The sequence below is a fragment of the Streptococcus caballi DSM 19004 genome (assembly GCF_000379985.1).
GTDB classification, from domain to species: domain Bacteria; phylum Bacillota; class Bacilli; order Lactobacillales; family Streptococcaceae; genus Streptococcus; species Streptococcus caballi.
In genome coordinates this window covers 36,223-49,147 of record NZ_KB904067.1, presented here as the reverse complement: position 1 = coordinate 49,147, position 12,925 = coordinate 36,223, and the positions used below count along the sequence as shown (strand labels likewise).

At 40.5% G+C, this 12,925-nt stretch carries 13 protein-coding genes; 10 read left to right on the top strand and 3 right to left on the bottom strand.

Annotated elements, in window-relative coordinates; genetic code table 11:
* Positions 1 to 224, top strand: a 224-nt coding sequence (locus A3GS_RS11415; RefSeq protein WP_018363960.1) for an IS3 family transposase, incomplete at its 5' end; no start/stop codon positions are given.
* A 553-nt stretch (positions 225 to 777) separates the two neighbouring features.
* On the opposite strand, the gene A3GS_RS0103105 is transcribed toward A3GS_RS11415, so the two are convergent.
* A complete protein-coding gene (locus A3GS_RS0103105; protein ID WP_026216247.1) occupies positions 778 to 1,632 on the bottom strand; it encodes a metallophosphoesterase in 855 nt (284 codons plus the stop codon).
* A gap of 209 nt (positions 1,633 to 1,841) precedes the next feature.
* On the opposite strand from A3GS_RS0103105, the gene queG reads away from it, so the two are divergent.
* From queG to ftsX, 4 genes are all read left to right on the top strand, one after another.
* Positions 1,842 to 2,960 (top strand): tRNA epoxyqueuosine(34) reductase QueG, encoded by a 1,119-nt coding sequence (gene queG / locus A3GS_RS0103100; RefSeq protein WP_018363958.1) that lies wholly within the window; start codon positions 1,842 to 1,844, stop codon positions 2,958 to 2,960.
* Between the two features lie 284 nt (positions 2,961 to 3,244).
* Positions 3,245 to 4,343, top strand: a protein-coding gene (gene prfB / locus A3GS_RS0103095) for a peptide chain release factor 2 (protein ID WP_156808856.1) whose coding sequence is annotated in 2 segments (ribosomal slippage) — positions 3,245 to 3,316 and positions 3,318 to 4,343 — 1,098 coding nt in all. Because the reading frame shifts where the segments join, the coding sequence is not laid out codon by codon here.
* A 51-nt stretch (positions 4,344 to 4,394) separates the two neighbouring features.
* Positions 4,395 to 5,087 (top strand): cell division ATP-binding protein FtsE, encoded by a 693-nt coding sequence (gene ftsE / locus A3GS_RS0103090; protein WP_018363956.1) that lies wholly within the window; start codon positions 4,395 to 4,397, stop codon positions 5,085 to 5,087.
* Positions 5,080 to 6,009, top strand: a complete 930-nt coding sequence (gene ftsX, locus A3GS_RS0103085) for a permease-like cell division protein FtsX (RefSeq protein ID WP_018363955.1) — start codon at positions 5,080 to 5,082, stop codon at positions 6,007 to 6,009. Before ftsE ends, ftsX begins: the two co-directional genes overlap by 8 nt.
* Before the next feature lie 31 nt (positions 6,010 to 6,040).
* Here the strand turns inward: ftsX and A3GS_RS0103080 are convergent, their stop codons facing one another.
* On the bottom strand, positions 6,041 to 6,757 hold the full coding sequence (locus A3GS_RS0103080) for an alpha/beta hydrolase (protein ID WP_026216246.1): 717 nt from the start codon (positions 6,755 to 6,757) through the stop codon (positions 6,041 to 6,043).
* Positions 6,758 to 6,759: 2 nt separating this feature from the next.
* Positions 6,760 to 7,392 carry an MBL fold metallo-hydrolase gene (locus A3GS_RS0103075; protein ID WP_018363953.1) on the bottom strand — a complete coding sequence of 211 codons (633 nt, stop codon included), beginning with the start codon at positions 7,390 to 7,392 and terminating at the stop codon, positions 6,760 to 6,762.
* Positions 7,393 to 7,558: 166 nt separating this feature from the next.
* Here A3GS_RS0103075 and A3GS_RS0103070 point away from each other — a divergent pair, with 166 nt between their 5' ends.
* From A3GS_RS0103070 to A3GS_RS12645, 5 genes are all read left to right on the top strand, one after another.
* The gene (locus A3GS_RS0103070) at positions 7,559 to 8,737 is read left to right on the top strand and encodes an ATP-grasp domain-containing protein (protein WP_018363952.1); all 1,179 of its coding nucleotides are present in this window, start codon (positions 7,559 to 7,561) and stop codon (positions 8,735 to 8,737) included.
* 26 nt (positions 8,738 to 8,763) lie between these two features.
* Positions 8,764 to 9,516, top strand: a complete 753-nt coding sequence (locus A3GS_RS0103065) for an esterase family protein (RefSeq protein ID WP_018363951.1) — start codon at positions 8,764 to 8,766, stop codon at positions 9,514 to 9,516.
* Positions 9,517 to 9,854: 338 nt separating this feature from the next.
* Complete coding sequence (locus A3GS_RS0103060) at positions 9,855 to 10,802, top strand: competence protein CoiA (protein ID WP_018363950.1); 948 nt, start codon at positions 9,855 to 9,857, stop codon at positions 10,800 to 10,802.
* Between the two features lie 15 nt (positions 10,803 to 10,817).
* Positions 10,818 to 12,620, top strand: coding sequence for an oligoendopeptidase F (gene pepF, locus A3GS_RS0103055; protein WP_018363949.1), 1,803 nt, complete (start codon positions 10,818 to 10,820; stop codon positions 12,618 to 12,620).
* A 93-nt stretch (positions 12,621 to 12,713) separates the two neighbouring features.
* Positions 12,714 to 12,881: a hypothetical protein gene (locus A3GS_RS12645; RefSeq protein WP_018363948.1), complete on the top strand. Its 168-nt coding sequence runs from the start codon at positions 12,714 to 12,716 to the stop codon at positions 12,879 to 12,881.
* Positions 12,882 to 12,925: the final 44 nt, after the last annotated feature.

The following is a 12,925-nucleotide window of genomic DNA, read 5'->3' as shown; positions in this document are numbered from 1 at the left end:
TGACCCGCTCTATGTCTCATGTTGGTAAGTGTATTGACAACGCGCCAATTGAAAGTTTCTTTGGGCACTTTAAGACGGAGTGCTACGATTTGAAGAAGTATAAAACTTTTGAGGAGCTGGTGTCAGATATTGATGCCTACATCTATTTTTACAATCATCAACGTTTTCAAGAACGCAACAACGGCCTTGCCCCTCTTGAAATGAGGAACAAGGCCGTCGCCTAATCTTTTATTATTTCATTGTCCACTTGACAGGGAGCTGTTCAATCTGGATGTCATTTTTTGTGTTTATTGGAATAGCAGAGCTGCTTCTGACTTGCTGTATTCTTTGACTAAACGATAGTGAGGTATTAGGAAGAATAGAAGCAGAGCAATATTCCAGATGAGGGGGAGAGGGTTTCTTATTTCTCTATTAAAGAGAATAAATCAAAAAAACTAGGAAAGAAAGATAGGGTAGCAGAAGGTGGTAAGTCACTCAAAGATAGGTAGCCCTAATGCAAACGTGGTTCCTATCCTGTACTGATTGCCTTGGGAAATTAGGCCAGTTACTCATGAGGATTGATTTTCTTGGTGGACAATCAATAGTTTGTCTTTCTTTATTGTTAAGTTGAGCCACGATTTTTATTTAACCTGATGGTGATAGGGTAGGCTGTTGTGAACTAGTCGCTATCTGGCCTCGCTTTGAGCATAGCAAACGCTCCTTTTTCACTTATATAATAGCATGTTTTAGCTATAAATTAAGTCATAAAAAGCTCTGTCTTATCTTAATAGAGCGGTATCATATATCAAAAATAGTCATGGACTGTCGAAACTCGGTTGCTAATTGTTGGTGCTTGTAGTCTTGAAAATCAGGCAAATATCTGACTAAATTGTAGCGCTTGGAGAGATTCCATGTTCCACTTGGATTGAGTTCAGGATGTTGCTTGACATAGTCAATAGTCAAATCCCATTCGCGTACGTAGCCTAGTGGGCGGGAGTGGTAGTTAATGCCATCAATGTTTTGAGTACCATAGGAGCGGTGAGCGTGTCCAAAAACAACATCCTTAATGTTGTGCTTTTGAAAAATCTCGTGGAAGTTTTGACTACCCAAGAAAGCATTGAAAGGCTTGAATTTGTCATGGACTAGGGTGAATTGTTGGTGGGGGACGAAGTGCATGGCAACCAGAGGAGTATCAAGTTGAGCCAGTTCATTGTCAAGCCTTTGGCAAATGGATTTGGTCATGGCTGGATCAGATAATGGTCTATTTAAGCGGCGGTCAAACCAGAAAGTGTTTTTAAATCGCAGATTGTCTTCTGGGCTTTTCTCAGGAACAAAACTGTAATCGTACCAGCCATGAAAAGCTAGAAGTGTTCGTTTGCCAAGCGGTATTTTCTGAAAATCGTGTTGAATAATGTTTCTTTCATTGATGTCTAGCATGTCGTGATTGCCTAGATTATAGGTCAAATCAACTTGCTCTGCCATTTTTTCAAGAAAAGGGAGAGAAATGTCATAGTGGTGGTTGGAAATGTCACCTGCCAGATGCAGGTGATCAATCTTTTCTTCTTTTAGAGTGGCTAGCAGGGTCTCAATCTCAAACTCACCAAACTGGTTGAGGTCGATATGTAAATCACTCATGATTGCTAATCTTGTCATGCATCTATTGTAGCAGAAAATGTTGATTGAGGTGAATTGAGACGATTTTTAATGAGTGATGCTAGAAGTTTTAAAGGAATATTAAACAAGAACTGTTAGCATAGCTAGTGCTTTCTAGTGTATGCAGAAGCTTGGAGACTTGTCATATTTGTGATGTTTTGTAATGTTTGAGACTTGCAGGCTTTACATTTTTTCTTTAAAATAAAATCATGGATATTAAGGGAGAAATTAAGAAACTAGCTGATCAAATTGGAATTTCTAAGATTGGGTTCACCACAGCAGATGATTTTGCATATCTGGAAAAATCCTTGCGCGCTTCTGTCGAAGAAGGGCGCTCTTCTGGCTTTGAACATAAGGTCATTGAAGAAAGGATTTATCCCAAACTCTCCTTGAAATCTGCTAAAACCATCATTTCAATTGCTGTTGCTTATCCAAATAAACTCCCAGCTAAACCGCCCAAAACAGCCTACAAGCGTGGAAAAATCACACCTAATTCTTGGGGGCTAGATTACCATTATGTCTTACAAGACAAGCTCAGGCAGCTAGCTGAGGGCATTGAAAAATTGACAGAAAACTTTGAACACAAAGCCATGGTTGACACAGGAGCACTAGTTGATACGGCAGTCGCAAGGCGTGCAGGTATTGGATTTATTGGCAAAAATGGCCTAGTGATTTCAAAAGAGTTTGGCTCTTATATGTATCTAGGTGAGCTAATCACTAATCTAGAAATTGAACCTGACCAACCAGTTGATTATGATTGCGGGGATTGTAGGCGCTGCTTAGATGCCTGTCCGACATCATGTTTACTTGGAGATGGGTCTATGAACGCCCGTCGATGCCTATCTTTTCAGACTCAAGACAAAGGGATGATGGATATGGAATTTCGTAAAAAAATCAAAACGGTTATTTATGGTTGCGATATTTGTCAGATTTGTTGCCCTTACAATAAAGGAATCAAGAATACGCTTCCTTCAGAAATTAATCCCGAACTGGCTGAGCCTGAACTTATTCCTTTTTTGGAATTAAGCAATAAATCTTTCAATGAAAATTTCGGCATGATTGCAGGTTCTTGGCGGGGAAAAAATATTCTCCAACGCAATGCCATTATCGCGCTGGCTAATGCCCATGATCGAACAGCAGTTATCAAACTGATGGAAATCATTGATCGCAATAATAATCCGATTCATACCGCGACAGCTATCTGGGCTTTGGGAGAAATTGTTAAAAAGCCTAATGATGGCATGATTGACTTTATGAGAAATATCAAAATCAGCACCGAAGATGTCCAAAAAGAATGGGAACTAGTGCGTTCAAGATGGCAATTCTGACGGATATATGGTAAAATGGGCTCAGCCTGCGTGTTATTAGCAGATACATCATAAAATAGCGCCAGCCATATAGGCGAACAAAGTGAGCCTTACTCAATATTTCTCGTTATGGTGGAATGCTACTTAGAATACTCCAACAGGCACGGAATTTTTGAGACTTGGGCTTAAAATTAGGTATCCTCTTACAGCCTGAAAGACTGCAAGAGGAAAAGCGTTATATGAAAAGGTATCTGTCAGTTTAGACAAGCATCAAAAGAAAAATCATAAAGAAGAGGTAGAAAAACATGGAAGTAGCTGAAATCCGTCAAAAAATAGTAGAAAATCAAGAGAAGTTGACTAGCTTCAGGAGGTCTCTTTGACTTAGATCGTTTGGAAGAGGACATTGCACTTCTTGAAAATCAGATGACTGAGCCAGATTTCTGGAATGATAATATTGCGGCGCAGAAAACATCGCAAGAATTGAACGAACTGAAAAGGACTTACGAGACTTTTAATAAGATGCAAGAATTGTCAGACGAGACAGAGCTCCTGCTTGAAATGTTGGACGAAGATGGGTCTCTTCAAGAAGAATTAGAAGAAAATCTTGAAAAATTAGATAAAATCATGTCTAATTACGAGATGACTCTCCTCTTATCGGAACCTTATGATCATAATAATGCTATCTTGGAAATTCATCCAGGTTCAGGTGGTACTGAGGCTCAGGACTGGGGAGATATGCTGCTGCGTATGTACACACGTTTTGGTAATGCCAATGGATTCAAGGTTGAAGTCCTAGATTATCAAGCAGGTGATGAGGCAGGTATCAAGTCTGTAACACTCTCATTTGAAGGACCAAATGCTTACGGGCTTCTCAAATCAGAAATGGGTGTTCACCGTTTGGTGCGTATTTCACCATTTGACTCTGCCAAGCGCCGTCATACCTCGTTTGCATCCGTTGAGGTCATGCCAGAATTAGATGATACGATTGAAGTCGAGGTTCGCGATGATGATATCAAGATGGACACTTTCCGATCAGGTGGTGCTGGTGGTCAGAATGTCAACAAAGTGTCAACCGGTGTTCGTTTGACCCACATTCCGACAGGTATTGTTGTTGCATCAACGGTCGATCGTACTCAGTACGGAAACCGTGACCGCGCCATGAAGATGCTTCAAGCGAAGTTATACCAAATGGAGCAAGAGAAAAAAGCACAAGAAGTGGATGCTCTTAAAGGTGATAAGAAAGAAATCACTTGGGGAAGCCAAATTCGTTCTTATGTTTTTACGCCTTATACCATGGTTAAAGACCACAGAACAAACTATGAAGTTGCACAGGTGGATAAGGTCATGGACGGCGATATCAATGGTTTTATTGATGCCTACCTGAAATGGAGAATTGAAGACTGAGAAGTTTGATGGATAAGGTATAACCTAAAAAATAAAGAAAAGGACTGTAACATGGCATTAATTGAAATGAAGGGCGTTGAGAAGAAATATCACCGCTCGACAACTGCTTTGAGAAATATTACTGTGTCTATCAATCAAGGCGAATTTGTCTATCTTGTTGGACCTTCTGGAGCAGGGAAATCAAGCTTTATTAAGCTTTTATATCGTGAGGAAAAATTAACTAAGGGAACCATTACTGTTGGAAAATTTAACCTTAATAAATTAAAAAAACGCGAAGTTCCGCTCTTGCGTCGTAGCATAGGAGTGGTCTTCCAAGATTACAAACTCTTGCCTAAAAAGACTGTTTATGAGAATGTCGCCTACGCTATGCAGGTTATCGGTGCTAAGCGCCGTGATATTAAAAAGCGTGTGCCAGAGGTTCTAGATTTAGTTGGCCTCAAATCTAAAATGCGTTCTTTCCCAGATCAATTATCTGGTGGTGAGCAGCAGCGTGTGGCTATTGCGCGAGCTATTGTCAATAACCCTAAGGTTCTGATTGCTGATGAACCGACAGGAAATCTTGACCCTGAAATCTCATGGGAAATCATGCAATTGTTGGAGCGTATTAACCTTCAAGGAACAACTGTTCTGATGGCAACTCACAATAGTACAATTGTGAATACTCTTCGCCACCGCGTTATCGCTATTGAAGACGGACGAATTGTCCGTGATGAAGAGGAAGGAGAATACGGTTACGATGATTAGAAATTTTTTCAGACACCTTTGGGAGTCTATTAAAAGCTTAAAGCGCAATATTTGGATGACCATTGCTTCAGTCAGTATGGTTGCAGTGACCTTGACCATTGTGGCAATCTTTGCGGCGGTACTTTTGAATACTGAACGTTTGGCGACTGGTATTGAGAAAAACGTTAAAATTAACACTTATTTGCAAGTAGATTCTACAGATAATGCTAAACAAGTGACCGGTACTGATGGTCAAACCAAAGATAATGAAAATTACCATAAGATTTATGATAAAATATCAGCTATCAAGGGCGTTGAATCTGTTACCTTTTCAAGTAAAGATGAGCAGCTACAAAAGTTAAAAGAAACTTACGGTGATGATTGGAATCTTTTTGATGGAGACTCTAATCCTCTACAAGATGTTTATATCATTAAAGCTGAAGAATCGTCTCAAGTTAAAGGCATTGCTGAAAAGATCAAGAAGATTGAAGGTGTTGAATCTGTTGATTATGGAGGTTCTAATTCAGAGCGACTCTTTAGCGTAGCTTCAGTTATCCGAACTTGGGGACTTGCTGGAACAGTTTTACTTATCCTTGTAGCTATCTTCCTGATTTCAAATACTATTCGTATTACCATCATGTCACGTCAGCGTGATATTGAGATTATGCGCTTGGTTGGTGCTAAGAATTCTTACATTCGTGGTCCATTCTTCTTTGAAGGTGCCTGGGTAGGATTATTGGGAACAATTTTGCCAGCAGTCATTATTTATTTTTCATATCACTATGTTTACAAGGACTTTAACCCACAATTTCAATTGCAAGGTCTGTCGCTATACAGTCCAAACTTCTTCCTTCCTATTTTGATTGGTAGCATGTTTGTTATTGGTATTCTCATTGGTTCAATGGGGTCTGTCCTGTCAATGAGACGCTACTTGAAATTCTAAAAGAAAAAACTTCTGATTTGGTCAGAAGTTTTTAGTTTGCACTGATAAAAGTGTAGATATATTCAACAACTTGTTTTTCTTGGGCAGTAGATGTAATAGTTGCTTCATCGTCACCAGCTTGCAGTCCGTAGGAACCAAACCCACTATGATTACCACCTTGAATATTTTTGTAATCTGTCTTTTTGGGTAAGCGCTTTTTAGCTCTGTCGTAGTGTTTCCAATTCAGAATCTTATCTTTACTGGTCGTAATGGATAAGACAGCCAGATTTTTTTGTGATAAATCGTCTTTACTTTGAGGATAGGAGGCAAGTAGAATTAGGCCATCAATGTTCTTAGCGACTTTGGCATTTGAACTAGCAATAACCCCACCTAAGGAGTGCCCAGATAGATAGACATGCTTTAAGTGCTTTTCTTGTATCAGTTTAAGCGCCTTCTGCCGGCTCAATACAGGCAGGTTAAAAGGTGTTTTCAAGAGATAAACATTATAGCCACTATCAGATAAATCTTGAGCCATAATAGCATAACTTTCTTCTTCTACTAGAGCGCCTTGGTAAAAAAGGATATTAGCTCTTGCATATCGCTTGGCTTTAAAGAGCAGATAATCTTTATCGTCAGTCGCTTTTTGAGCAATAGCTTGCGCTTTTGTACTTGCTCGATATGTTTTGGTAGCAAGCACGACAGCAGAGCAGCTTATCAGAAGCGCAAGAACAATTAGAAAATATTTAGTAACGTTTTTAAGTTTAGTCATGTCTAAAAGAATGGATTGAATGTTTTTTCGTGGCCTATGCTTGTTGCCATGCCATGTCCTGGGTAAACTATGAAGTGTCCTGGAAGGGTAAAAAGTTCCTGGCGGATACTTGAAATTAAGGTATCAAAATTGCCTGTTGGTAAGTCGGTTCGTCCGATAGCTTCTTTGAAAAGTGCGTCACCAGTGATAACACATTCTTCCTTGGCAAAGACGAAGGAAACACCCCCGCAAGAATGGCCCGGTGTTTGCCTGACTTCAAATTGAAAGTCGGCGATGTCGTAGATTTCATTGTATTGAAAGGTCTGCTCAGCAGGCTCCATAATCACATCAACCAAGTCATCGTGACGTGGCAAGCCAGAAAGGTTGTCTACGGGTGTGTAGAGCCAGGAAGCTTCCTTATCAGAAACATAAACAGGTGGATGACCACAATGCTGGCGCACCAAATCTAAGCTCATGATGTGGTCATAGTGGGTGTGGGTCAGCAAAATTGCTGCCACAGGTTTTTCAAGTTCGTCCAGCTTGGCAAGAATCTCTCTGCCATTGCTACCAGGATCAATAAGGAGAATGGCCTTCTCATTGACAAGTAAGTAAGTATTTTCACGTGCAATTTGATTAAGAATTTTAATGATTTCCATACCTTTAGTGTATCAAAATTTTAAAAAAATAGGCAAAATAAAGTTTGAAAAGTAAAATTAACAGATGATAAGTTTTCAGAATTTATCGTTATTTTCAGAATATTAAGCTAGTAAAATAATCTCTTTTATGATAGACTGTTAGTAAGATTAGAAATGAGGAAAAACTATGTCAAGACCAATGAATTTTGTGATGATTTCCCCTCATTTTCCGGCTAACTTTGAGACCTTTGCTCATCGTTTGTCAGAAGCGGGTTTTCATACATTGGGTATCGCTGATACCCCATATGATCAGCTAAGTCAAGGTTTGCGTGATCATTTAACTGAGTACTATCGCGTTGACGATATGGAAGATTATGATCAAGTTTACCGTGCGGTGGCCTATTTTGCCCATAAATACGGACGCATTGACCGCATTGAGTCGCATAATGAGTACTGGTTGGAATTGGATGCTAAATTGCGTACAGATTTCAATGTTTTCGGTTATCATAATGAGGATATGCTGTCTATCAAGACTAAACGCCAAATGAAGGAAATTTTTCGTGCCAATGGTTTGAAAGTAGCTGCTGGTGATGTTTTTCATTCTGATGATGAGGCGCGTGCTTTGGCTCAAAAACTTGGTTTCCCAGTGATTATCAAACCAAATTCTGGTGTTGGGGCTTCAGACACCTACAAAATCAAGTCTAAACAAGAATTGGAAGACTTCTTTGGTTATAAGACTGATGGTGTTGAGTACATCATGGAAGAGTTTATTGATGGTGACATCGTGACCTTTGATGGTTTGACTGACCACGAAGGTAATATCGTCTTTTACTCAAGTTTGGAATATTCAGAAGCTGTTCTGGATACGGTTGAAAAAGATGGCGACATGTTCTACTATGTGCCACGCGAGATTTCAGAAGAATTGGTCAAATTGGGCAAAATTTGTGTTAAAGCCTTTAATGTCAAGGAACGTTTCTTTCACTTTGAATTTTTCCGTGTGAAAAAGACTAAAGAACTCATGGCGTTGGAAGTCAACTGCCGTCCGCCAGGAGGACTGACCATTGATATGTGGAATTACGCTAATGATTTTGACGTTTTCCGCGAGTATGCTAATATTGTCAAGGATAATCTTTTCGAAGCGGAAATTCTTCGTCCTTACAATGTAGTCTACATTTCTCGTAAGGCGAACCAACACTATGTACACAGCCTTGATGACATTTGGGCAAACTTTGGTGATAAAATTATTTCTATTCAATCTGTTCCAGGTGTCTTTGCCAAGATTATGGGTGAAAATGGTATCTTAGCCCGTACAAGCACAATGGAAGAGATGCGTGAGCTTGTTCAGTTTGCGCAGGCAAAAGCCTAAAAATAAGTCTAGTAAAGGAAAAGAAAATGCATTTTGAAAGAAGAAGTCACTGGTCAGGCGAACTTGGCCAGGAGATGTATTTTAACGTTTACGGTCATGCAGGAAAACCAATTATTGTTTTCCCATCATCAGGTGGCAGCCAGAATGAATATGGCGATTTTGGCATGATTGAAGCCTGTCAAGATTTTATTGATCGTGGATTGGTCAAATTCTATACACCAGATTCTTATGACAACGAATCTTGGCTAAGTACTTGGAAGAATGGTCACGACATGGCCTTAGCTCATGAAGCTTACGATCGTTATATTGTCAACGAATTGGTACCGCTGATTCGTTATGAGTCTAATTGGCAGGGTGGCATGATGGCAACAGGTTGCTCAATGGGTGCCTTCCATACTGTGAATTTTGCCCTTCGTCATCCAGACCTTTTTGATGTTTCAGTAGCTTTGTCAGGTGTTTATGATGCCCGTTTCTTCACAGGTGAGTTTTACGGTGATCCTGCTGTTTACTACAATTCACCAATTGATTACCTCTGGAATCAAGAGGATACCTGGTTCTTAGACCGCTATCGTGAAAATCGTTTTATCGTTGCGGTTGGTCAAGGTGCTTGGGAAGGTCCCCATATCATTGACACAAAGCGTTTGGAAGAAGCTTTTGCTGCTAAGTCAATCCCTGCTTGGTTTGATTTCTGGGGCGGCGATGTGGCTCATGATTGGGAATGGTGGCGTGTGCAAATGCCTTATTTCCTTGGCAAATTGGAAGAAGAAGGCCGTATTTAGTCATCAAAAGGCGTTGATAATATCATCGCTTTTTTATTTTGTAGGATGATGAAGAGTAGGAAAACTAATAAATTTTAAAATGATTGTCTAGTTTTTTCTTTTTCCTGCGAATAATATAAGTGAAGGGCACTTCGGTTAGTAGTCTCCTTATCTTTCATTTATTATAATGACCGAAGTTGCTTTTCGAGAAAGAAAAATGTAAACTTTTCTATTTGTCTTTCGAATTGTATAAGTGAAAGTACTTCACCACCGTTTAACTATTTTTGGGGATCATAAATGACAGAGGTGCTTCATTTGAGGGCTGGCTAGGGCTGGCCCTTTTTTGTTAGGAGGTTTTTATGTTAACAGCGTGCGATTATCAAGGTAATCTTGTGAATTTGTTGGAGGAAATTCCGCCCAAGCAGTTTTTTACCTGTCCTGCCTGTGACTCACCTGTCCGTCTAAAAAATGGTCAGGTCATGCGGCCGCACTTTGCTCATGTGCGTCTGAAGGACTGTCGTTTTTATAGCGAGAATGAGTCGTCAGAGCATTTGACGCTTAAGGCTCAGCTTTATCAATCTTTATCTCCCAGTGAGACGGTTGAGATTGAAAAGGTTCTGCCTCAACTGGGGCAGATTGCGGATTTGTTGGTCAATGGCAAATTAGCCTTGGAGGTACAATGCAGTCGACTTTCTGAGGAGCGCCTGCGCCAGCGGACACAAGCCTACCGTGACTATGGTTTTCATGTGATTTGGCTCTTGGGAGAGAAATTGTGGCTGGGCCAGAGGCTGACTAGTCTTCACAAGCAGTTTCTCTATTTTTCTAATAATATGGGCTTTCATCTCTGGGAACTGGATGTCAAAAGGCAGCAGTTGCGACTAAAATATCTGATTTACGAAGATTTGCATGGCAGAGTTCATTATCTCAGCAAGGTTTGTTCGTTTTCGGATGATCTCATGACCTTCTTTCGTCTACCCTATCAGAAGCAGCGCTTGGCTAGCTATGAGGTCAAAATGGATAGACAGATCATCACTTACATTCAGCGTCAGCTAATGGCGCGCAGCCCATTTTGGATGCGTCAGCAAGAAGCAGTTTATTCAAGAGGTGAAAATTTGTTAGTGCAGGATTGGACTGATTTTTACCCGCAGGTTAGGCCTCCACAGGCTAAGCAGGGATTTTGCCAGATTAGGCAGGATTTATCGGGCAATAGCGGAGCCTTTTTCCAATATTATAAAGATCAGGGAGCTAGGGCTGTTCAAAAACTGTATCCACCCTCCTATTATGTTAAAATGGTAAGGAAGAAATAACGTAAGGAGATTTTTATGTTAGATAATCGCAGTCATATTGAGGAAAAGTATCAATGGGATTTGACCACTGTTTTTGCTAGTGACCAAGCTTGGGAGGCTGAAATGGTGGCTTTGAGTGCCGATGTTGAGGCAGCTAGACAGTATGCAGGCCACTTGATTGAATCTAGCCAAAATTTGCTTGAGATTACGGAGTTAGAGTTGGACTTATCTCGACGATTAGAGAAGGCTTATGTCTATGCTTCAATGAAGAATGACCAAGACACCACTGTGGCTAAATATCAAGAATTTCAAGCCAAGGCAACCGCACTTTACGCTAAGTTTTCAGAAGTCTTTTCTTTTTATGAGCCTGAGTTCATGGCTCTGTCCAAGGAAGAGTTTGATCAATTGGTTGTTGAGAGGCCGGCTCTATTAAAATATGACCACTTCTTTGAGCAAATCTTTAAACGTCAAGCCCATGTCTTGTCACAGGCAGAGGAAGAATTATTGGCTGGCGCTGGGGAAATCTTCGGCGCAGCGGGAGAAACCTTCGAAATCTTGGATAATGCAGATATTGTTTTTCCCTTGGTGAACGATGAAGAAGGCAATCAGGTTCAGCTGTCGCATGGAAATTTTATCAGCTTAATGGAGTCTAAAAATCGAGATATTCGCAAGCAAGCTTACGAAGCCATGTACAGCACCTATAACCAATATCAGCACACCTACGCCAAGACCTTGCAAACCAATGTCAAAGTCCACAATTTCAATGCGCGTGTTCACAAGTTTAGCTCAGCGCGTGAGGCTGCTATGTCAGCTAACTTTATTCCAGAAAGTGTTTATGATACTCTCTTAGAAGCTGTCAATGACCATCTGCCCTTGCTTCATCGTTACATGAAGTTGCGTCAGAAGATTCTTGGATTGGATGATCTCAAAATGTACGATGTCTATGCGCCTCTGTCTCAGACGGATATAAGCTTTACCTATGAGGCTGCGTTGAAAAAAGCAGAAGAAGTCCTAGCTGTCTTCGGCAAGGATTACGCTGCCCGTGTACACCGAGCTTTCACTGAACGTTGGATTGATGTTCATGTCAATAAAGGCAAACGCTCTGGAGCTTATTCTGGTGGTTCTTATGACACAAATGCATTCATGCTGCTCAACTGGCAGGACACGTTGGACAATCTCTATACGCTGGTTCATGAAACAGGGCACAGTCTTCATTCAACCTTTACCCGTGAAAATCAACCTTATGTCTATGGGGATTATAGCCTTTTCTTGGCTGAGATTGCTTCAACAACTAATGAAAATATTATGACAGAAACCCTGCTCAAGGAAGTTGAGGATGACAAGCAGCGTTTTGCCATTCTTAATCATTACCTGGATGGCTTTAAGGGGACAGTTTTCCGTCAGACGCAGTTTGCGGAATTTGAGCATATTATCCATGAAGCTGACCAGAAAGGTGAGGTTTTGACCAGCGATTATCTCAATAACCTTTACGCCCAGCTCAATGAAAAATACTATGGACTAAAGGCTGAAGACAATCCTGAAATCCAATTTGAATGGGCACGCATCCCGCATTTTTACTATAATTATTATGTTTATCAGTACGCGACAGGTTTTGCAGCAGCTAGTTACTTGGGAAATAAGATTGTTCATGGCACTCAAGAAGACATTGATAGATATTTGGATTACCTAAAAGCGGGTAATTCAGATTATTCCCTCAATATCATCGCCAAAGCGGGCGTAGACATGACCAACGCTGACTACCTCAATGCCGCCTTCAAAGTCTTTGAAGAACGCTTGTCAGAGTTGGAAGAATTGGTTGAAAAAGGTATTCATCAATAAAATAAAGGTGGCTAAGACTAGCCGTCTTTTTATGTTATAATGTAAAAAAGACTTGGGATCCAGTAAGGAAGATTAGAGAACTTCAGATAACCAATGTTGACAATTCTAAGCACTTTAAGATCCAATCCGACAATCATGATTGGTCAACCTCAACTAACTGTTATTGCTTGTGAGCAGATTTTAATCGTTGCACATAATGCTGCTAATCGTCGCGTTGTTGAAGATGCTGGTGGTCAACTGGATGATTTTGCGGAAGACTAAGATTACCAATGGGTGAGACACTAGATAGACTTGAAGGAGAACTT

What these genes read in the sequence shown, in the direction of transcription:
- A3GS_RS0103075 (WP_018363953.1), bottom strand. Translation starts at nt 7,392, where the DNA reads ATGGAAATCATTAAAATTCTTAATCAAATTGCACGTGAAAATACTTAC.
- A3GS_RS0103080 (WP_026216246.1), bottom strand. Translation starts at nt 6,757, where the DNA reads ATGACTAAACTTAAAAACGTTACTAAATATTTTCTAATTGTTCTTGCG.
- ftsE (WP_018363956.1), top strand. Translation starts at nt 4,395, where the DNA reads ATGGCATTAATTGAAATGAAGGGCGTTGAGAAGAAATATCACCGCTCG.
- A3GS_RS0103065 (WP_018363951.1), top strand. Translation starts at nt 8,764, where the DNA reads ATGCATTTTGAAAGAAGAAGTCACTGGTCAGGCGAACTTGGCCAGGAG.
- A3GS_RS12645 (WP_018363948.1), top strand. Translation starts at nt 12,714, where the DNA reads ATGTTGACAATTCTAAGCACTTTAAGATCCAATCCGACAATCATGATT.
- A3GS_RS0103105 (WP_026216247.1), bottom strand. Translation starts at nt 1,632, where the DNA reads ATGACAAGATTAGCAATCATGAGTGATTTACATATCGACCTCAACCAG.
- A3GS_RS0103070 (WP_018363952.1), top strand. Translation starts at nt 7,559, where the DNA reads ATGTCAAGACCAATGAATTTTGTGATGATTTCCCCTCATTTTCCGGCT.
- A3GS_RS0103060 (WP_018363950.1), top strand. Translation starts at nt 9,855, where the DNA reads ATGTTAACAGCGTGCGATTATCAAGGTAATCTTGTGAATTTGTTGGAG.
- ftsX (WP_018363955.1), top strand. Translation starts at nt 5,080, where the DNA reads ATGATTAGAAATTTTTTCAGACACCTTTGGGAGTCTATTAAAAGCTTA.
- queG (WP_018363958.1), top strand. Translation starts at nt 1,842, where the DNA reads ATGGATATTAAGGGAGAAATTAAGAAACTAGCTGATCAAATTGGAATT.
- pepF (WP_018363949.1), top strand. Translation starts at nt 10,818, where the DNA reads ATGTTAGATAATCGCAGTCATATTGAGGAAAAGTATCAATGGGATTTG.